This window comes from Litoreibacter meonggei, from assembly GCF_003663885.1.
Lineage (GTDB): Bacteria > Pseudomonadota > Alphaproteobacteria > Rhodobacterales > Rhodobacteraceae > Litoreibacter > Litoreibacter meonggei.
In genome coordinates, this window is record NZ_RCCE01000005.1 from 92,699 (window position 1) to 112,636 (window position 19,938).

At 56.8% G+C, this 19,938-nt stretch carries 19 protein-coding genes; 12 read left to right on the top strand and 7 right to left on the bottom strand.

The window, feature by feature from the left end:
- Positions 1-3 precede the first annotated feature (3 nt).
- Complete coding sequence (locus BCF46_RS14440) at positions 4-819, top strand: HTD2 family dehydratase (protein WP_245990157.1); 816 nt, start codon at positions 4-6, stop codon at positions 817-819.
- Here the strand turns inward: BCF46_RS14440 and BCF46_RS14445 are convergent.
- Entirely contained in the window at positions 814-1,848 is a 1,035-nt protein-coding gene (locus tag BCF46_RS14445; RefSeq protein WP_121025714.1) for an NAD(P)/FAD-dependent oxidoreductase, read from the bottom strand. The genes BCF46_RS14440 and BCF46_RS14445 overlap by 6 nt on opposite strands.
- A 51-nt stretch (positions 1,849-1,899) precedes the next feature.
- Between BCF46_RS14445 and mnmC2 the strand changes: the two genes are divergently transcribed.
- The gene (gene mnmC2, locus BCF46_RS14450; RefSeq protein ID WP_121025717.1) at positions 1,900-2,550 is read left to right on the top strand and encodes a tRNA (5-methylaminomethyl-2-thiouridine)(34)-methyltransferase MnmC2; all 651 of its coding nucleotides are present in this window, start codon (positions 1,900-1,902) and stop codon (positions 2,548-2,550) included.
- Positions 2,547-3,416, top strand: coding sequence for a DMT family transporter (locus BCF46_RS14455; RefSeq protein WP_121025720.1), 870 nt, complete (start codon positions 2,547-2,549; stop codon positions 3,414-3,416). The genes mnmC2 and BCF46_RS14455 overlap by 4 nt, the downstream gene beginning before the upstream one ends.
- On the opposite strand, the gene BCF46_RS14460 is transcribed toward BCF46_RS14455, so the two are convergent.
- The gene (locus BCF46_RS14460; RefSeq protein WP_147436001.1) at positions 3,406-5,346 is read right to left on the bottom strand and encodes a lytic transglycosylase domain-containing protein; all 1,941 of its coding nucleotides are present in this window, start codon (positions 5,344-5,346) and stop codon (positions 3,406-3,408) included. The two genes, BCF46_RS14455 and BCF46_RS14460, sit on opposite strands and share 11 nt — an antisense overlap.
- 145 nt (positions 5,347-5,491) lie before the next feature.
- On the opposite strand from BCF46_RS14460, the gene dapA reads away from it, so the two are divergent.
- The 6 genes from dapA (at position 5,492) to BCF46_RS14490 (ending at position 10,657) form a co-directional block, all read left to right on the top strand.
- Entirely contained in the window at positions 5,492-6,364 is an 873-nt protein-coding gene (gene dapA, locus BCF46_RS14465) for a 4-hydroxy-tetrahydrodipicolinate synthase (protein ID WP_121025727.1), read from the top strand.
- A 42-nt stretch (positions 6,365-6,406) separates the two neighbouring features.
- The gene (locus tag BCF46_RS14470) at positions 6,407-7,006 is read left to right on the top strand and encodes a metallophosphoesterase family protein (RefSeq protein ID WP_121025730.1); all 600 of its coding nucleotides are present in this window, start codon (positions 6,407-6,409) and stop codon (positions 7,004-7,006) included.
- Between the two features lie 45 nt (positions 7,007-7,051).
- Positions 7,052-7,537 carry an SsrA-binding protein SmpB gene (gene smpB / locus BCF46_RS14475; RefSeq protein ID WP_121025733.1) on the top strand — a complete coding sequence of 162 codons (486 nt, stop codon included), beginning with the start codon at positions 7,052-7,054 and terminating at the stop codon, positions 7,535-7,537.
- A 191-nt stretch (positions 7,538-7,728) separates the two neighbouring features.
- Positions 7,729-8,382 (top strand): pYEATS domain-containing protein, encoded by a 654-nt coding sequence (locus BCF46_RS14480; RefSeq protein ID WP_121025736.1) that lies wholly within the window; start codon positions 7,729-7,731, stop codon positions 8,380-8,382.
- A 242-nt stretch (positions 8,383-8,624) separates the two neighbouring features.
- Positions 8,625-9,473: a 3-mercaptopyruvate sulfurtransferase gene (sseA, locus tag BCF46_RS14485; RefSeq protein ID WP_121025739.1), complete on the top strand. Its 849-nt coding sequence runs from the start codon at positions 8,625-8,627 to the stop codon at positions 9,471-9,473.
- A complete protein-coding gene (locus BCF46_RS14490) occupies positions 9,473-10,657 on the top strand; it encodes an amino acid aminotransferase (protein WP_121025742.1) in 1,185 nt (394 codons plus the stop codon). Before sseA ends, BCF46_RS14490 begins: the two co-directional genes overlap by 1 nt.
- Before the next feature lie 260 nt (positions 10,658-10,917).
- On the opposite strand, the gene BCF46_RS14495 is transcribed toward BCF46_RS14490, so the two are convergent.
- From BCF46_RS14495 to BCF46_RS14505, 3 genes are all read right to left on the bottom strand, one after another.
- Positions 10,918-12,189: a tetratricopeptide repeat protein gene (locus BCF46_RS14495; protein WP_121026571.1), complete on the bottom strand. Its 1,272-nt coding sequence runs from the start codon at positions 12,187-12,189 to the stop codon at positions 10,918-10,920.
- A gap of 468 nt (positions 12,190-12,657) precedes the next feature.
- Positions 12,658-13,179, bottom strand: coding sequence for a pyridoxamine 5'-phosphate oxidase family protein (locus BCF46_RS14500; protein WP_170157944.1), 522 nt, complete (start codon positions 13,177-13,179; stop codon positions 12,658-12,660).
- A gap of 367 nt (positions 13,180-13,546) precedes the next feature.
- On the bottom strand, positions 13,547-14,179 hold the full coding sequence (locus BCF46_RS14505; protein WP_121025747.1) for a tyrosine-type recombinase/integrase: 633 nt from the start codon (positions 14,177-14,179) through the stop codon (positions 13,547-13,549).
- 232 nt (positions 14,180-14,411) lie between these two features.
- On the opposite strand from BCF46_RS14505, the gene BCF46_RS14510 reads away from it, so the two are divergent.
- Complete coding sequence (locus tag BCF46_RS14510) at positions 14,412-16,004, top strand: GMC family oxidoreductase (RefSeq protein WP_121025750.1); 1,593 nt, start codon at positions 14,412-14,414, stop codon at positions 16,002-16,004.
- Positions 16,005-16,254: 250 nt separating this feature from the next.
- Here the strand turns inward: BCF46_RS14510 and BCF46_RS14515 are convergent, their stop codons facing one another.
- On the bottom strand, positions 16,255-17,046 hold the full coding sequence (locus BCF46_RS14515; protein ID WP_121025753.1) for a class I SAM-dependent methyltransferase: 792 nt from the start codon (positions 17,044-17,046) through the stop codon (positions 16,255-16,257).
- Positions 17,047-17,356: 310 nt separating this feature from the next.
- On the opposite strand from BCF46_RS14515, the gene BCF46_RS14520 reads away from it, so the two are divergent.
- Complete coding sequence (locus BCF46_RS14520) at positions 17,357-18,127, top strand: methyltransferase domain-containing protein (protein WP_170157945.1); 771 nt, start codon at positions 17,357-17,359, stop codon at positions 18,125-18,127.
- A 114-nt stretch (positions 18,128-18,241) separates the two neighbouring features.
- Here BCF46_RS14520 and BCF46_RS14525 read toward each other — a convergent pair whose 3' ends face one another.
- Positions 18,242-18,742 carry a GNAT family N-acetyltransferase gene (locus tag BCF46_RS14525; RefSeq protein ID WP_121025759.1) on the bottom strand — a complete coding sequence of 167 codons (501 nt, stop codon included), beginning with the start codon at positions 18,740-18,742 and terminating at the stop codon, positions 18,242-18,244.
- 641 nt (positions 18,743-19,383) lie between these two features.
- On the opposite strand from BCF46_RS14525, the gene BCF46_RS14530 reads away from it, so the two are divergent.
- The gene (locus BCF46_RS14530) at positions 19,384-19,851 is read left to right on the top strand and encodes a lytic transglycosylase domain-containing protein (protein ID WP_121026575.1); all 468 of its coding nucleotides are present in this window, start codon (positions 19,384-19,386) and stop codon (positions 19,849-19,851) included.
- Positions 19,852-19,938: the final 87 nt, after the last annotated feature.

Here is a 19,938-nt window from a genome sequence, read left to right on the forward strand (position 1 = left end):
TTCATGGATTTGGCGAACGATGATACGCATATGACACAAGATCAAGCCTGCGCCACCCGCGTTGATAGTCTCGACCCCGCCCGCATCTCGGCTCTTGCCGCGGCCCTTGGTGTGCCGGATGACCGCGCCCGCCCGTTTTGGCACCAAATATACTTCTGGGATGCCAGACCCGCGACCTCCCTTGGCCTTGATGGTCATCCTAAAATCGGTGCGTTGATCCCGGATATGGGCCTACCCCGACGCATGTGGGCGGGCGGCAGGCTGCACTTCCACGCGCCCCCAACACCCGGACAAGCTGCTCAAAAATCGACTACGCTTCTACGTGCGGACCGCAAGCACGGCCGGACCGGAGCACTTGGTCTCGTCACGTTGCAGCACGAGATCAGCCAAGACGGCAAGCTTCTGGTCTCCGAGCAGCAAGACTTGATCTACCGCGCAGCGGACGCCCGCTCCGGCACGCCCCCAGAAGCGGCAACCGACGAAACCGCGTCCAAAACCCACAGGTTCACCACCACGGAGTTATTTCGCTACTCAGCACTGACCTTCAACGGCCACCGCATCCATTATGACCGCGACTACGCGCTAAACGTGGAAGGCTATGACGGCCTTGTTGTCCACGGCCCATTGCTGGCGCAATATCTGATGCTCATGGCTGAGGATCTGCTCGGCAGCCTCTCAAAGTTCGATTTCCGCGCGACCGCGCCGTTGATGGACCACCAATCCGTAACCTTTTGTGCCAAGCCTTCAGAGGACGGCCTTATGCTATGGGCAAGGGCCGATGACGGGCGTCAATGTATGTCCGCTACGGCTACTTCATAGGCACCGCGCAGCCTGAAAATCGGGCGGTATCCGGTCCATACCATCCAGCACCAAATCCGCCATTACCTCCGCAACTTTCGGGGCCATGCCAAATCCAATCTTGAACCCGCCATTAGCGACAAACGCCCCGCCTTCAAACGGATGCACACCCAACATCGGTGCTCGGGTACGGGCACGGGGGCGCACGCCGGCCCAGCGCGCGATGACCTTCGCCCCGCCAAGCAGTGGCAGGCCCGCAACCGCCCGCGCGAGAACGTCATCAAGTTGCGCATCAGTCGACGCGGGCGCCTCGAAGTATCGCTCCGACGTTGACCCCACCGCCACCGTCCCATCCGCATGGGGCACCACATGCACCCCGTCGAAAAACAGCTGCGGCAAGCCGCGCGCATCATACTCAAGCAGTGCTGCTTGACCCTTCACACCGTTGCCAACCTCGCGCGTATGCTGCGCGGTCATCGCCAACAGCCCCTCGTAACCGGTCGCATACACCACCGCGCCTTCATGCGCGCCGTCGCGCACGATCTCGCCGCCAGACGCCTCAATCGCGCCCGCCAGTGCCAGGCACGCCTGACGCGGATGCAACCGCCCTGACAACGTATCAAAGATCACTTGGCCGGTTGGCGTGGTCGGACACCAGTCCCCCGACGCCTGCTCCACCCGCCACTCGGCTTCGCCGCGCCACAACTCTTGCGCTGCGATCACTCGCTCCTCAGCCAAGGCCAGCCCTGCCGTATCCAAAATCGGCTGAATGCGTCCCAGCCGCCCGTACCCTGATGTCAGCCCGGACGCCTCCTCGATCTCGTGCCAAAAATGCGCCGCCATCAACAAACTCTCGAGCTGGAACTGCTTCTTGTCCTCCCACCGCTCGGGCGTATGCGGGGCCAGTGCCCCCACGATCCCGCCCGATGATCCAGTGGCGACCCCGTTCGGATCAATCACCCGAACCCGCGCGCCACGTCGCACGCATTCCCACGCCACGGACAGACCAAATGCGCCTGCGCCTAGCACCGTTACTTCTGCTCTGGACAAGATTGCCCCCTTTGCTCAGTGTCGCTCAGTGGTTACCTAGGGCAAAGCGGCATGAGCGACCAGACAGCACAACTCGAATGGCGCGATGGCGTGATCCCGGTCTCAACGAAGTTCGACGATCCCTACTTCTCGCTCGGCGGCGGCTTGGACGAAACACGCCACGTCTTCCTCGCGGGAAACGATTTGCCAAACCGCTACCGCGACGGCTTCCACATCGCGGAGCTTGGTTTTGGCACCGGCCTGTCCATGCTGACCGCATTGCAGGCATTTGCAGGCAACGGCACGCTGCATTTCACCAGCTTTGAAGCCTACCCGATGACCCGCGCCGACATGGAAACCGCGCTAAATGCCTTCCCCGATCTTGACCCAGCGCCACTGCTGGACCACTGGCCCGCAACCACAATCCGCACCGATCAATTGCACGCAGACATCATCATAGGCGACGCGAGGCAGACGCTTCCCCAATGGGACGGCACCGCAGATGCGTGGTTCCTTGACGGCTTCTCCCCGGCGAAAAACCCCGAACTCTGGGCGCCCGAACTGATGCACGAGGTGGGCAAGCACACGGCCCCAAAAGGCACCTTCGCAACCTACACCGCCGCAGGCCACGTGCGTCGCAGCCTCACCGATGCGGGCTTTGACGTGGAGCGCGTCCAAGGCTTCGGCCGCAAGCGTCACATGAGCGTCGGCCGCTTGAGATGAGCGGCAACGACACCAAACGCGGCATCCTACTAATGTCGCTGACCATGCTGATCTTCGCCTCGCAGGACGGCATATCGCGCTATTTAGCGGGCGAGTACAACGTGATGATGGTGGTGATGATCCGCTACTGGTTCTTCGCCGCCTTTGTGCTGACAGTCTCCGCCAAACGGGCAGGCTCCATCGCCAATGCGGCCCGCACACAGCAACCCCTGTTGCAGATATTCCGCGGCGTGCTTCTTGCGTTGGAGGTTTGCATCCTCGTTGCCGCCTTCACTTTATTGGGCCTGATCGAAAGCATGGCGATCTTCATCTCCTACCCGCTGATCGTGGCCGCCTTGTCTGGCCCCATTCTTGGCGAGCAGGTTGGCCTGTATCGTTGGACAGCCATCGGCATAGGCTTCATCGGCGTCTTGATCATCCTGCAACCCGGCGGGGGCGTCTTCAGCCCCTACGCACTCCTCGCGGTCGTGTCCGCCCTGATGTTCGCGCTCTACACCTTGCTCACGCGCTATGCCGCACGCAAGGACACCGCCGCCACCAGCTTCTTTTGGACAGGCCTGGCGGGCGCGGCGGCGATAACCGTGATCGGCGTTTGGTTCTGGGAACCAATGGCAGCAGGCGACTGGCTCTGGATGCTGGCGCTATGCGTATCAGGCGCCAGCGGCCATTACCTGCTGATCAAAACATATGAGGTCGCCGAAGCCTCCGCCGTGCAGCCCTTCGCCTACCTGCAACTGGTGTTCGTGTCGGTGATCGGTCTGTTCGTCTTCGGTGAGGACTTGCGCATCAACGTCGTAATCGGCGCAGGACTGGTGATCAGCGCAGGCGTGTTCGCCCTGTGGCGCGCGCGGCGCGCTACTGCTTAAGCTGGTCGCTTAACCTGATATCATCCACCTTGCCGTTCAACCGCGCACGATACGGCGCAAAGCTCTCGGTCACCCGCATCACGTAGTTGCGGGTTTCGCGGAACGGAATACCCTCGATCCAGTCTACCACATCAACATCCGCGCCCCGTGGGTCGCCAAACAATCCCGGCCAACGCTCCGCGCGGCTGGGACCTGCGTTATAGCCAATCGACATCAGCACAGGGTTCGCTCCGAACCGTTCCGACAGCGATCGCAAATAGGCCGTCCCAAGACGCGCGTTGTAGTCAGGGTCTTCGGTCAGGCGCGCGCGCTCGTAGTCTTCGCCGATCTCGCCAGCAACTTCCTTGGCGGTGCCCGGCATCAACTGCATCAACCCCCGCGCACCTGCGCCGCTGACCACTACCGGGTCAAACTCGCTCTCGCGGCGTGCAATCGACAACGCGAACTCCTCCGGTATCTCCATTTTGATACCTTGCGGCACCGAGAGCGGGAAATAGCCGTGGTAAATCTCGAACCCCTGCCGCGCCGCCTGTTTGGCAAGCATCAAGGCTATATGCGGCTCGTCCCATTCCAGCGCCATGTCGATCATTTGGCCGATGCCCTCGCGCGGTTGGCTTTCCGCCAGATGCACCAAGAACCGTTCCGCCAGACTATGCTGCTCCGCCAAGTACAAACTCACCGCCGCGTCATAAACCGAGGATTTTGTGAACGCCGCCCCGCGCCAGTCAGGAAACACTTCCGCACCGTTCATTTTGGGATCACGCGGAACACCACCCCGTTCCGCGGCCAGTTGGCCGTAAAACGACGACTGGTAAAGTGCGCCGAACTCATACGCCGCCTTGGCAATTTCAGCGCTGCCGTCGGCCTCATAGGCACGCCCCAACCAATAGCCCGCGCGACCTAAAGAAATTGGTGTTTCAACCGCCGCCTGAAAGCTGTCGAAATGTGCGAGCGCTTGCTTTGGCGCATTCAACTTCCGCAGCGCAATAAATCCCGACAGCCATTCAAGGTCCGCATACGCTGACCCCGCTGTCAGAAAATGTTGCGAAGCGACCGCGTAAGCTTCGACATGTTTCCCCTCACGCATAAGTTGACGCGCAATGGAGCGGCGGCGATCTGCCCATTCAATAGGTCGCCCAAGGTCCTGCACGGACAATGACCGCTCCAAAAGCACCTCGACAGCGCCCTCGGCTCTACCCTTGCGGGCGCGCCATAAAAATCGCTCATAGGCCAGACCTGCATCTTCAGCCAGTGACGCGGGCACGGCCTCGATCATGGTATCCACGCCGCGATCCATTCCCCGCAAGCCAAGACGCGCAACTGCCAGCTTCGCCCAGTCCTCTGGCACCAGATTAAACATCCGCCGCGCGGCTTTCTCCTCACCGCGCCACAACAGCATATCCAGCCGTACACTGTGCAGGTCTTTAAGATCATCGCCGTGACGGCCGACGAAGGCGTCATGCTCAACTTGGGCAAGGTTGAACACTTGCCATGCCCGGCGCGCCTCTTGAACGGCGTCGTTGTTACGACCCACAGTTTTCAGGGCTTCTATCAACCGCAGTGATCCCGTGCCGGTTTGCGGGACCGTATCAGCGAAAAACCCCAACACAAGCTGCGGGGCAACGCCGATCTTCGGGATCGAATACTCGCACCGCAGTCTCAGAAGCGGAAGTCCCGGCCAGTCGCCATTGCGATTTAGGAAATCGACACATTCGCTAAAGCTGCCCTGCCGCCCGCGCATCCGCATCCAGTCCAAAACCTCGCGCGCGACAGAATCAGAGAGACCAGCGCGCAGTTCTCGAACCCTTTCCCAATCCCGTGCACCAGCTGCTGCTGCGGCTTTGGACAAAGGAGGTTTTTCCTGCGCCGCCACGCCGCCCACACAGCCTATCCAGACCGCTAAAACAGCACCGCAAATCCTTGTAATCACAGCCAACCCTTCACCCGACTCGTTCCCATTAGGTAGGCGGGTATCCGTACCATGCAACACACATCCATGGCATCAACCCCCTTGCAGCGACGTTCCGCCAACGGTATCGGAGCAATAGAACACTATAACCAAAGGAGAACGTGTCATGTTCAAAGGCTCAATGCCCGCGCTGATTACGCCGTTTAACAACGGCGCAGTGGATTTTGACGCGCTCAAACATCTGGTTGAGTGGCATATCGAGCAAGGCTCGCACGGGCTCGTCCCTATGGGCACAACAGGCGAAAGCCCGACAGTCAGCCATGACGAGCACGACGCGGTTGTCGAAGCCGTAGTGAAAACCGTGGCGGGCCGCGTTCCGGTTATCGCGGGCGCTGGTTCCAATAACACGGCCGAAACAGTTCGCCTTGTGCAGCACGCCAAACAGGTCGGCGCAGACGCCGCCCTCGTGGTCACGCCATATTACAACAAACCCACCCAACGCGGGTTGATGGCACATTTCACCGCCGCGGCTGACTGTGGCCTGCCGATCATCATCTATAACATCCCGCCCCGCTCGGTCATCGACATGACGCCAGCGACCATGGGCGAGTTGGCCAAGCATCCGATGATTATCGGCGTCAAAGACTCGACCGCCGACATCACACGGGTATCCCAGCAGCGCATCACCTGCGGCAACGACTTCCTGCAATTCTCCGCGGAAGACGGATCAGCCTTGGGCGCACATGCGCATGGCAGCGTCGGGTGCATTTCGGTCACCGCCAATGTGGCCCCGAAGCTATGCGCCGAGTTCCAGAATGCGATGACGGCAGGCGACTATAAAACGGCCCTCACCTATCAGGACCGCTTGATGCCATTGCACAACGCGATCTTTACAGAGCCGGGCCTTGTGGGTGCCAAATACGGCGTGTCCCTGCTCGGCAAATGCTCCGAGACCGTGCGCTCGCCGCTGACGACGCTGGAAGACAGCACCAAGGCCGCCATCAAGGACGCCATGCGTCATGCGGGTCTGCTGAACTAAGCACCGCTTTCCATTGAACGTAACATCTGGGAAGGTGAGCATATGAAATTGCTCACCTTTTCCGACCTGCATCGTGACGTCCAAGCCGCGCGTGCTATTGCTGACGCCAGTGCAGAGGCCGACATCGTAATCGGCGCTGGCGATTTCGCGACACATGGCCTTGGCATGACGGACACGATGGACGTCCTGATGCAATGCCAAGCCCCGCTCATCCTTGTCCACGGAAACCACGACAACCCCTCCGAACTGGTGCAGCTTTGTGCCGACAGGCGCGATGTGCATTACCTCCACGGGCAAACGCTGGACATCGCAGGCGTCGTGTTCTTCGGCTTTGGCGGCGAAACCCACGCCAACGGCACCGAAGGCCGGCTCCATTCTGTCTCCGAGGCAGATGCCGCGCGTTTTCTTGCCCCTTGCCCGGATGGCGTTGTCTTGGTCACCCATGCGCCCCCGTTTGGCACAGCTGACCTCTATAAAGACGGCACGCATGGCGGCAGCACAGCCATTCATGATGCAATCAAGCTGAAACAACCACGATTGGCGCTCTGCGGTCACATCCACAACGCTTGGGGGACCGAGGGCACCATTGGGGCGACGAAAATCAGGAACCTTGGCCCCGCCCCTGTCTGGTTTGAAATCTAGCTTGGGATTGACCCCGGACTAGACCCTCCCTACCTAGAGCAGACCATGGCAAATAAACCCAAATCAGCTGAAGAGCGGAACTACAAAGTCGTGTCTGAAAACCGGCGCGCCCGCTTTGACTATGCAATCGAGGATGACCTCGAGTGCGGCCTTCTGCTGGAAGGCTCCGAGGTCAAATCCCTGCGCACAGGCCAAGCCCAGATCGCCGAAAGCTATGCGGCCGTGGAAGATGGAGAGCTGTGGTTGGTGAACAGCTACTTCCCGCCTTACGCACAGGCCAAAACCTTCCAGCACGAAGAACGCCGCCGCCGCAAACTGTTGGTGAAGCAAAAAGAGCTGGCCAAGCTTTGGAACGCCACCCAGCGCGAGGGCATGACGCTGGTCCCGATGGTGCTCTACTTCAACCACAAGGGCCGCGCGAAGATCAAAATAGGCATCGCCAAGGGCAAAAAGCTGCACGACAAGCGCGAGACTTCAGCCAAACGCGACTGGCAACGCTCAAAAGCGCGGTTGATGAAAGAAAACCGCTAGAGCGGAATTCGGGATGCTGGTCAGCATTGAGGGCAGAGTTACAAACCAACTGGTCTTGTTGAATGCACTAGCGTGTTTGAGCCAACTCACCTTAATCGGAAACACGAGTTAACAAGCGCTCAATAGAATTTGCTGCCCATGAGAGCGGTTTTTCGTACACTGGGGGAAATCATCAATGATTGGAGCAAGCTATGGCGGATCAAGGCAAGATAGCGGAGGTGGCGCAGTTAGTATCTGCAGTCGGAGGACTAGCGTGGCCTGCTATTGTGGTGACCGCACTTTATTTAGCACGTGGGCGATTGCTAGAACTTCTAAACTCTCTAATCGACAAAATTAAGAGTTCTACGGAGCTAAAATTCGGCTCAGTTGAGCTAAAAGGCCCTCTGCTTAATTCCCACGGCGATGTTATCAAGGGGGGCGACGAAAGCTTTGATGTCATACCAGCAGCGGCGATTGATGTCGAAGATAGGAAGAGCATATATGCGGATTTACAAGGATTTATGCTTGTACACACGATCAAGCCAGTAAGGCCGATACAGTATGTTAATGAGAAAGTGATTTTTGATGTTTCGATTTACTTGCATTCCCACTCCGGGAAAGGGCGGCTAAATGATATCAAAAGCGTTTCATATTTTTTAGGTGATCATTTTGGTAAGTCAGAACACGGCTCAAAATGGAAAGTTTCAAGCGCCAATCACCAATTCGCGTTGTCTGTTCAGGCGTATGGCACTTTTTTATGTGTTGCCGAAATCGAATTTCAAGATGAGTCCAAGTCCCGAACTTACCGCTACATAGATACAGAAATGATGCCTGTTTATGGAGAACTCAAGAGTCTTGAAGGTTGATTTTTGGACCGATCCGTCTCGCGCAGTTCACACAACTGTTGCTCGCTAACAGCCAGTGTTGTCGACCACAGCACCGAACGGCGGGTTCGTCTGCCAAGCCGCCTCTCATACCTCCGATGCCGAGCTTTCAACCTCCCCACTCCATGCACAACGCTCGCCTGTTTTGACGCCGTAATGTGCCCCCACTTGCCTCTGAACGATCACAGGTCTACCAAAAGGCAATTCCGCTCGGAGGCTGCGCCATGACAGACGACCCCAAAACCCTCGTTTCCACCAAATGGCTGGAGGATCACCTGAACGATCCCGACCTGAGGATCATCGACGCCTCTTGGTACATGCCCGATATGAACCGCGACGGCCGCTCCGAGTATGACCGCGGCCACATCCCGAACGCGCGCTTCTTCGACATCGACGAAATCTCCGACACGCGGTCGTCGCTGCCGCACATGGCCCCGCCGGTGGAAAAATTCATGTCCCGCTCCCGCGCCCTTGGCGTCGGCGACGGGCATCAGATCGTGGTCTATGACGGCGCGGGCCTGTTCTCGGCCGCACGGGTCTGGTGGCTCTACCGCCTCATGGGCAAGAACGACGTGGCCGTGCTGGATGGTGGCTATCCCAAATGGCTGGCCGAGGGCCGCCCGACCGAAGACCTGCCCCCCATTCACAAGGACCGCCACATCACCATCCACCGCCAAGCAGCACTTGTCCGTGACGTCACCCAAGTCGCCGCCGCCTCCAAACTCGGCGATCACACCATTCTGGATGCCCGCGGTGCCCCACGCTTCAAGGGCCAAGAGCCGGAGCCCCGCGAAGGCCTGCGCTCGGGCCACATCCCGAATTCGCAAAACATTCCATACAAATCGGTTCTAAACGCCGACGGAACGATGAAGTCGCCCTCCGACCTGCGAGAAGTGTTCCATGACGCAAAAGTCGATCTGACCAAGCCGGTCATCACCACCTGCGGCTCCGGCGTCACCGCCGCAATCCTCAGCCTCGCGCTGGAGCGCATCGGCAACCGCAACCACTCGCTCTATGACGGCTCGTGGAGCGAATGGGGCCAGTTCGACCAACTCAGCGTGGAGACCGGATAATGTTCGAAGCCCTCGAAGCCCAACCCGCCGACAAAATTCTGTCCCTGATGGCCGCCTACCGCGAAGACCCGCGCGAGGACAAGGTCGACCTCGGCGTCGGCGTCTACAAGAACGCCGAAGGCCAGACCCCGATCATGCGCGCCGTCAAAGCCGCCGAGCAAAAGCTCTGGCAGGTCGAGGACACCAAAAGCTACACCGGCCTCGCGGGTGATGCGGGCTATCACGACGCGCTGCGCAGTTTGATCCTGAACGATACCGTCTCCAAGGATCAGGTCGCCGCAGCCGCCACCCCCGGTGGCACGGGTGCGATCCGTCAGGGGCTGGAGCTGATCCGCATGGCCGCGCCCAAGGCAACCGTCTGGCTGTCCGCCCCCACATGGCCCAACCACCCGTCCATCATCAAATATCTCGGCATGCCGATGGCCGAATACCGCTATTTCGACGCAGAAACCCGCGGCGTGGACTTTGGCGGGATGCTCACCGATCTGGACACAGCCAAGCCCGGCGACGTGGTGCTGCTGCACGGCTGCTGCCATAATCCGACCGGCGCAAACCTGACCGCCAGCCAGTGGCAGGAGGTCGCGGATTTCCTCAAGTCCAAGCAGCTGATCCCCTTCGTCGATATCGCTTACCAAGGCTTCGGCGACGGCCTCGACGCCGACGCTTTCGGCCCCCGTCACTTGGCGAAAACCCAGCCGGAAATGCTGATCGCCGCCAGTTGCTCCAAAAACTTCGGCGTCTACCGCGAACGCGCGGGCCTGCTGATGGCGGTCTCCCAAGACCCTGCCAAGACCCCGCTGAACCAAGGCACGGTGGCGTTCCTGAACCGCCAGAACTACTCCTTCCCGCCCGATCACGGCGCGCGGTTGGTAACGATGGTCTTGAACGACGAGGCCCTGCGCGCCGACTGGCTGACCGAGCTGGAGGGCATCCGCACCGGCATGCTCACCCTGCGCCAGACCCTTGCGGACGCCTTGCGCCAGCGCACCAATTCCGACCGCTTCGACTTTATCGCCCAGCACCGCGGCATGTTCTCGCGCCTTGGTGCGACCGAGGCGCAGGTCGAGCAAATGCGCCAGAGCCACGGCATCTACATGGTCTCCGATAGCCGCCTGAACATCGCAGGCCTGAACGCGCAATCGGTGCCGATCCTAGCGGATGCGATTGTGGCGGCGGGGGTTTAGGGGAGATCGGATAGCATTGTCCGCTATGCGGGACTTTGCGGCCATTACCCTTCCTCGTGTTTGCTGACGCAGCATCCGCTTGCAGGCGCAGCACACTTATCGCTGCAGCGCAGTTGATGTCGCCAGACCGGTCATTGAAAGCCAGTCTGAGGCGTGAAATTCAAACTGTCCTTTCGCCGCAACCGGAACCGACCATCGAGGAGCGGACTTAGTGAGTTTTCGCTGCGCTTGCGCCAACGTCTGCTTGGGAAAAGTTATTGTCAGATGCCCTTAACGGCATTTCCGATAATTGCGTTGGGGCGATGCATTGCAAGTTGCCTACGCGCTTCGTCATGACGCCCCAACCGCAGCAGGACACCGACTGACGCATATTCTATCAAATCACGCTGCGCGCGACTGCCACCAAGCCGCGCGTGATCCCAAAGCGCTTTTGTCAAAAGGTCATTCGCATCCGACCAGTTCTGATCAGCGATGGCACCGAATGCCTCAGCCAGATATCGCACTAGGTCGGCTGCCGGTCCCTTGGCACCTACAATGATCCGTTGAAGTTCCTCGAATCTTCCTGCCATCGCATATCCAAGTGCTGCATGTGCATCCGCAAAACCCAAGCCGGGGTTCGGAAACTTCTCTGCGGCATAGTCGCAAACGATCTGCCACCGTTTTTGAGGAACCTCTACACCCGAAAGCTCCGCCCGATATAGAACCGCCGCCAGATCAACCATAACATTTAGCGGAGGCCCCCATGCCCCGCGCGGATCGATATCCCGGTCGACAATGCGCCACATCTCATTCGTATCGCCTCGCGCCAATGCCCAGAGCGCAATATGCCAAGCGATATGGCAATGCATTTGGCCCTCTTTTTGATAGGAACGTTGCCAGTCCGTGATGAACGCATAACCCGCTTCTGTCTGGCCTGTTTCATAATAGAGATGTGATCGAAAATGCGCACCATGCGCATTCCGCGGATTGGCCGTTAGTGATTTATCAATGCTCTTTTCGGCACGGTGGAATTGGCCGACCTCGACTTGCGCAAACCCCAACAGACCTTGGAGCCACCAGTCATCGCCATAATGGGGTTCTAGAATCTCAGCCAACGCAAGGTTCTCGGCTTCGCGTCCCGGCTCGCCACTGAATCCGATCAGACTCAGGACGCCCAGACAGGCTTGCGCGATAATCACATCACGGGGATAATCTTGCAATTGATCACGCGCGGCCTGATATCCAGCGGCGTTTTTGCCTTCGATCAAAAGGCCGATGATCTTGATCTGCCGCGCTTCCCGTTCCGTCAGCGGCCCGTCGCATTGTTTGGCGAGATGAAGTGATTGTTGCGCACCAGTTCTATCTCCGACGAGCTGCCGATAACGCGCCAATACGACATGTGGGAGGGCGAAGCCTTCGTCTTCTTGGGTCGCCAGTTTGAGCGCGGCTTCAACGCCGATCTCGGCACCTAGGAACCGATCAAGGCCAAGAATATACGCATCTCTGGCCTTTTGCGAGTTCGTCGAAAGCGAATATCCGTATCTGTCTTTCATCCCCAACACCATGTTTGAGCCAATGCTACAACAAACCGCACGAAAAGTCAGTGACTTCGCAAAAGCGGTCGCTGATCAGTCGCACAGCATTCAGAACAATGGGCTCTGCACCCGCTTTCGAGGCGTTTTGCCCGAACGCTGGCTATGGAAGCGCCAAAGTCAGCGAATCGAATGAAGCCGCAGAGTCTCAGTTACATAGCTTGCGAGGCGAGCGGCAGGTTCCAATCCGCCCTCAACCTCGATCACGCCGCACTGGCATTGGGCGGCTCAGAGCCGAGGCTGTGTGAAAACAAAGCGAAGTAATATCTCTCGCCGAGTTCGTTTCTAACTTTCCTTTAATTTAGCTCTCAGCCTGACGAGAAAGCGCATATATCTCAGTTATTTGGCCCGAAGTGTCAGTCCGCCAGTGTTTTCACACAGCCTCAGCCCTAAGGAGACATAAACCAACATCACCGATTAGCTATGCAGTTATTGACGGTGCGGGTCCTTTGCCGGAAGTGCATCGCGCAAGTCCTCGGCGTTTTTCCATTCTGGTTTGGCGCTCGCCCCGGTCTCGTCCGGTATGAAGGAGGAAGCAGCAGCTTTGTTCAAATCGGGGATATAGCGCGGACAGTTTGGGAAGATTTCGTCGGCATCGACACGCACGGTCATCTTGTGGCCTTCCTTCGTTGGGCCGTCGACAAGAGTGCAATTGCCATTGACGCGCAGTCGCTTTGGCTGAGCGCCAAATTCAATGAATAGAAGTCCGATTCGCGGTGATTTCAATACATTACCGAGGCTGCGATACATCGAGTTTCCATCAAAATCCGCCCACTCCAATCGCGTCGGATTTGTGACACGCACAAATCCGGGCGCACCGCCCCGAAAGGAACAGTCGACGCTTTGTCCGTGTGCCGTAGCAATGAAAAAGAACTCTGCATTTTCTATGAAGTTGACGTCTTGCTCACGAAACTCGGAAAACCGCCGATGCTTTTCCAATGCATCTGCCATTCGGCGGCCATCAAACCTGTCCTGCAACTCGCGGTGACCATCGTGAAACATGCTGGTTGATTGCTCTGACATCTTCGACCCTCCCAGTAGGCTGACGCCAGACTACCATACTTTCATGCATTCTGAGTGTCGGCTCCGTCCGCGACCTTTAAATTCGACCTCTGATCTTCGCTGCGGTCTGCATGAATGGCCGCGCTTTCCGCTGCACAACGGTACCGGGTTTTCCGCTCGCGCGGCATTTCCGGCGCGGCGAGCGCACGCAGCGAAAAAACCCAAGGAACAGGTGGGCTCAGCGCTACCGCAGGAAGTGTCAAACGATCAAGACCGCTTCGCAATGACGAACGGCTTCAGCCGTTCATTAGAATTCTCAGATATCAATCCTTTCTGCTATGCTCAGCGCGTCTTCGAGCTCAACCCCCAGATATCTGACGGTGCTATCAACCTTTGTGTGGCCAAGCAGAAGCTGAACAGCACGCAGGTTACCTGTCTTGCGATAGATTTCCGCCACCTTCGTTCGGCGCATAGAATGGGTGCCGTAACCACTGGGTTCCAAACCAATCGAAACAACCCAATTCCGAACCAAGCGCCCATACTGGCGTGTTGATATGTGCGGCCGATCATGAAATCGGCTCGGAAACAAGAACTGGCATCCGATCATTTCCGGAGACTTGATCCAGTTAGTCACAGTTTCTCGCGTATTTTTAGCCAGTTCAAACTGGACAGGCTTGTTCGTTTTACTTTGAACGACGGACACTCTTTCACGAATTCTGTCGTCCCTGAGTAGATCAATGACCTTTAGTGACACCAAGTCGCAACCGCGTAACTTGCTATCTATTGCGACGTTGAACAATGCGAGATCACGGAGATTACCCGCTAGTTCGAGGCGAGCGCGGATGGCCCAGACCTGTTTGGGAAGTAGCGGGCGCTTTTGCCCGACGAGGCGGGCCTTATTCCAGGCTCTTCGTTTTGGGGTGACTGCGGGAAGTTGAACTCTTGGCATGATTTGCCCTCCATCCAACCCTCCTGCCCAAACATCAACACAGCGCTGACGACGTACTATAGCCTAAAAACTAATGACGGCTTCGCCGCTGGCGCGTCATTAAGTGTTTCTGCGGAAGCAAAAGACGGCTTCGACCTTGGAACAGACATTGCGTCAAGAACCAGAGGCTCGTCGATTGAATGAAAAGTGATTTTCAGCTACTTTCCAGATGTAAACCTTCAGGAGGTTTGGCATGTCCAACATATTTGATGTGATCGTGGTTGGGGCAGGAAGTGCTGGCTGCGTGCTCGCTTCGCGTCTGACTGAGGACAAGAACCGCCGTGTTTTACTTTTAGAAGCCGGAGGCCCCAGTGAAGACCCGCGCATCAACACTCCGGCCAAATTTGGCGCACTAACCAACACAAGATTTGACTGGGCTTTTCGCACGGCCCCTCAAGGTGCGCTCTCGGGGCGACAGATAGCTTACCCGCGCGGACGTTGCATTGGCGGCACAGGCTCTATCAATTACATGATCTACTTGCGAGGGCACCCAACAGATTACAACATGTGGCAACAAATGGGCGCGAGCGGTTGGGGTTGGGAAGAAGTCTTGCCTTACTTCAAAAAAGCGGAAAATTGGCAGGTCGAAGGAGAGTCTTCGATCCACGGATATAGCGGACCGCTGACAGTAACTAAGCCCGGCGAGCGGTCGCCCCTGACAGAAGTTTTCATCGAAGCCTGCCAGCAGGCGGAGGTGCCGTTCAATCCTGATTTGAACGGCACAGACATAGACGGCTGCGGTTACTTTCCCGCGACGTTGCAGGACAGCCGAAGAGGTAGCACTGCCCAAATATATCTTGCTGCGGCGATGGAGCGATCCAACCTAACTGTCGTGACCGGTGCAACGGTTTTGTCGCTGCAATTGCAGGGCACCCGAGTGGAAGGTGTGAACTATCTTGCTGGCGGGAAAACGCAACAAGCCACAGCGCAAGAAACTGTATTGTGTGCGGGAGCCATCGGCTCACCCCAGATTCTGCAACTTTCCGGAATTGGACCGGCAAATCTGTTAAATGAAGTGGGCGTTTTGGTGAAACACGACATGCCTGGCGTGGGTGAGAATTTGCAGGACCACTTTCACTATCGGGCTCGCTGGGAGATCGACCAACCCCTAACGTTCTACGGCCGAACTGCGGAGCAAACAGCAGAAGTTGAACGCCAATACATAGAAGAACGCCGAGGACCGTTGACCACTAACCACTTTGAATCCGGTGCTTTTCTTAGATCAGGACCTCATGTCGAAGTACCCGACATTGAATTGCTAATGATCCCATTTTTCATCAGCATGGGTGCGCCAGAGTATCGCCCACCGGACCGGCACGGATTTACGATTTCAGGCTTTCCCACCCGCCCATGGAGCCGTGGGCGGGTGACAATTAATTCAGCTGACCCTCTGGATAGACCTGTCATTGATCCCAGCTATCTCAGCGATCCGGCAGATATTGACCTGATGCGTGCGATTATTCGCGAAGCGCGCAAGATCGTGTCGCAGGACGCCTTCGCAAAACTGAATCCGGTGGAGAAATCTCCTGGCCTCGACTGTCAAAGCGATGCTGAAATTTTAGATGCTATTCGCGAAGTCTCGTCTACGTCATTCCATCCGGTTGGCACTTGCAGGATGGGTCAGGGTGATGATTGTGTGGTTGCACCCGATCTGCGCGTGCACGGACTTCAAGGTCTGTCCATTGCTGATGCATCTGTGATGCCGCAAATGAACACGGGCCACCCTAACGCACCTGTCATCATGATTGCGGAGAAAGCTGCAGATTTGATTGCTCGGCGGGCCTGAGGCCCGGAATATGGTTTTACTCCCGAAACAGTCGTCTCTGATGTGAGTTCAAATGGCGGTTTCGTCCGCTGTCGGCAGCGTCAAGCAAGGTTCATGGCCGTCGCTCGCTTCTTAGTTGTGAGCAGAATTTCGGGCAAATACGACCGTTTTCGCCGATGACAGAAACGTATGAGTTTTGGCAATATCAGCGATATCGAAGGACGTTGGGCTGGCCGCCAATCTGACAGAAAAAATCCCGTCAGACGTACCTCTATTTGAACCCAACCGCCACGTGAACAGCGTCCGGGTAAACCAGCCGATCCCCTTGAACGTATCCCGAGAGTGCTTCCGCGACCTCGTCGATCAGTGCTTTCTGGGCCGCTTCGGCAAGTCCTGCAAATGCACCAGCAATAGGCATAGAGCCTAAATGCAAGGGCACAAACTCCGGCGCAAGCGGCACATCGATCATGAGCTCTTGTCGGTGGACAACTACATTGGCGAACCCGTGGGCGCTCACCTGATCTCTGAGATCGTCTAGTGACGGAGTTTGTCGTTGGGAGCGTTGCTTCTTCGCGATCTCAGGAGAAATGTGATGCTCCACCGCAGCGCAGAGGGCGTTTGTATATGGGCTATGCCCGTCCCAGATTGAGAACGCCAAACGTCCGCCAGGAACAAGTAGCCGCAAAAACTCTTTGAGAGCTCTGGTTTTGTCGGGGAAGTAGTGGTAACCGTGTTGCGACAGGATGACATCATAGGTCTCCGACGGTAGACCGCAGTCGCAGACATCGCTCTCGATCCAGTCGATGTCGAGGCCATCCGCCAGTTCTTTTGCTGCTGCAAGCATTGGCGCGTTAATATCGAGGCCGGCGACCCTTCCATTTGGACCGACGTTTACCTTCGCCATCCTAGTCGTCACACCCGTTCCGCAAGCAACATCCAGCACACGTTCCGAGGTTTGAAGCGCAGCCAGCTCAACAAGCGATTCCGCCCACCGACCGAACCAAAGCGGCACCATGACTTCCTCGTAGATTTTCGGGCCATTTCCCACCAACTGGAATGTCATGGTGATTATCCTGTTTCGCCGTTCGATTGGAAAGTAGAGTACGCGCCTGTCCACCAACGGGTCAATCACGGGTTAAACTTTCGACAAAAAACACAATGACAGAACTCTTGCGCCAAAAAACGATCGATTCTGACACACGAGTTTTGCAGTGACACAACTCAAGCGGGTTTTCGTCAGATGTGCCGAATGGCGGCACCGAGCCCAAACCTACATCAAATGGCCACCATAATTGGCGCGTATTCAAGAAGATGGAATGAAGTTATAGTGAAGGTATTTAGAGGGCAACATTTGAGGGGCAGTGATGTCAGGAATGGAGTACGACGAGGCCGCTACCGAGCGGCTAGAAGCAGTCTACCTTGGGCCAGATGTCGTTGCTCAGCGGCAAGATAGCCTTAGTCGCCTATCGGTATCCGAGGGCGAAAGCGTACTGGACATTGGGAGTGGCCCGGGTTTCTTAACGACTGCCTTGGCAGAAGCGACGGGTCCATCTGGCAAAGTTGTTGGTGTAGACATTTCAAAGCAGATGGTTGACCGCGCTGCATCAAAATCAACCCAGCCGTGGTTGTCCTACGAGGTTGCTGACGCAACTGCATTACCATTTAAAGACGAGAGCTTTGATGTCGTCGTGAGCACCCAAGTCGCGGAATACGTGCCTGATATTGATGCTTTTTGTTCGGAGGTCTTTCGCGTTTTGAAACCAAGTGGACGCGGATTGATACTTGCGACAGACTGGGATGCAGTCTGTTGGCATAGCGAAAACCCTGAACGTATGGAGCGCGTCTTGAAAGCCTTTGCTCCACATTGCGCGAACAGCCGCCTACCCAGAACTCTCGCCGCAAGAATTAGGAAAGCAGGCTTGGTAGTCGATGAAGTAACCTATTTCTCTATCGTGAACGTCGACCGATATGAAGGTTGCTATGGAGCGATGGTCGTACCCTTCATCAAGGCTTACGTCAGTTCGCAAAATTCGGTGCCAGAAGAAGAATTGGAACAGTGGGCCGACGAACAAAGCGAACTTGACGCGCGTGGCGAACATTTCTTTTCAACTGGGAGATTTAGTTTCTCTATATCGATGCCTTGATAGTCCAATTTCGAGCGTTGCTAAAAACGCTCTGCCGACATTGGGGATCGGGTCATCACCTTTCAAACCTGACTTAAATCGTCGGATGACCGCAGAGAGCCCAGACTTACCGTTTTAGGTTTTTGGTAGTTTCATCATCATTTCATGCCACTGGACCCCGCCGTGGGCCGATGTAGATGGCTGAGTGTAGCGATAGCCAAACTTCTCATAAAGGGAAACGTGGTGCTCTTTGCACATGAGATGAATTGATTCTTTTTTGGATTCCGTCATGCGCCGAACGAACTCTGACATTAATTTAGTGGACAAACCGCGACCCTGATATGCTGGATCAACCACCACTGACATGATCACGACATTGGGGGCAGCGGGGTCATGTCCGATGAGTTCCTTGAAGTCTTCATCAGACATTTCAACCTCACAGGCGCACCCGCTGTTTATAAAGCCAACAATTTCTTTGCCTACTTCGAGGATCAAAAACCCTTGAGGATACTCAGCGATCCGCTTTGAGATCTTTTCTAGCGTTGCGGCTTCATCCTCATCGTAAGCTAACGTCTCTACATCAAAGCAGCGTTTTGCATCCGATGGCGAAGCATAGCGGAATTCACAGTCGTCCATCTTTTTTGCCCAATCTGCAAAACCATTAGAGTTCAAAGATATTCGATTGTTCGATCCAACGCCAGTATGTCGGAAACGGTAGCTGTCCGCAGAGCCGACCTTTGAGGCACCACCAATCTTGGCGCCAATACAAATTTAAGGACGTTCACATAAAACGCATTACCTGGCTTGCCGTTACCGAGACGGCGTAACTCTACCTTTTTTGCCACACGCTGCTCGCTAAGCGGCAGTTTTGACCCTGGGTTTGTGCCACCGGCAGAAAGGACCATTTTTGACCAGCTCACTTTCTTGAAGCAGCCATTGGCGCAGGGCAGCGAAATGGCGCTATGTCCCGCAGTCTGTGAATTCGACTTCTGAACCTTGCTGCACTCTGCACGAATGGCTGGTTTTCCCGCTACGCGGCAGCACCGTATTTTGCGCTGACGCAGCATTTTCCACGCTGGGAGTGCACTCAGCAGGAAAACCGAACTCACAGAATGGGCTCAAAGCGGACATACACACTGCACAGGCGCATTGCCTCACCTTCCAAAATCCCGTCCGTCCCTTGAAGCAACACTCACCTTGACCCCATCCAGCAAAATCCCGCTTATGGCTGAACGCCGCGCTTGGCAGACATGCGAGGCGCAGCTATCCCAATTTTCATGATACGTGCATTTCTCATCCTCATGCTGCTGGCCCTGCCCGCCTGTTCAAGTTCCGCCCCGAAAGAGAGTGCGGAGCAGCGGCAGGCGATTCCGCTCCACCCGAACGAGACACCGGAGCTGCGCGTGCTCATCAACAAATACGCCGACCTCTACGAGGTGCCGCGCGCGCTTGTGCATCGCCAGATCATCCGCGAAAGCACCCATCGCCCCGAGGCGCGCAACGGTCCCTATTACGGCCTGATGCAGATCCTGCCCGCCACGGCCCGCTCGATGGGGCATCGCGGCTCGCCTCAAAGCCTGCTGGATGCGGAGACCAACCTGAAATACTCGGTCAAATACCTGCGCGGCGCGTGGCTGCTGTCCGATGGTAACTATGACGAGGCGGTAAAATGGTATTCGCGCGGCTACTATTACGAAGCCAAGCGCCGCGGGATGCTGGTCGAGACCGGCTTGCGGGCCGGCTAAGGGCCACGGCGAGCATCACCCGAGGCGCGTTAACCTTTTGACGCCTTGCCCGACATAGCCCCGTTCAATGCCCGACAGAAAGCCGAC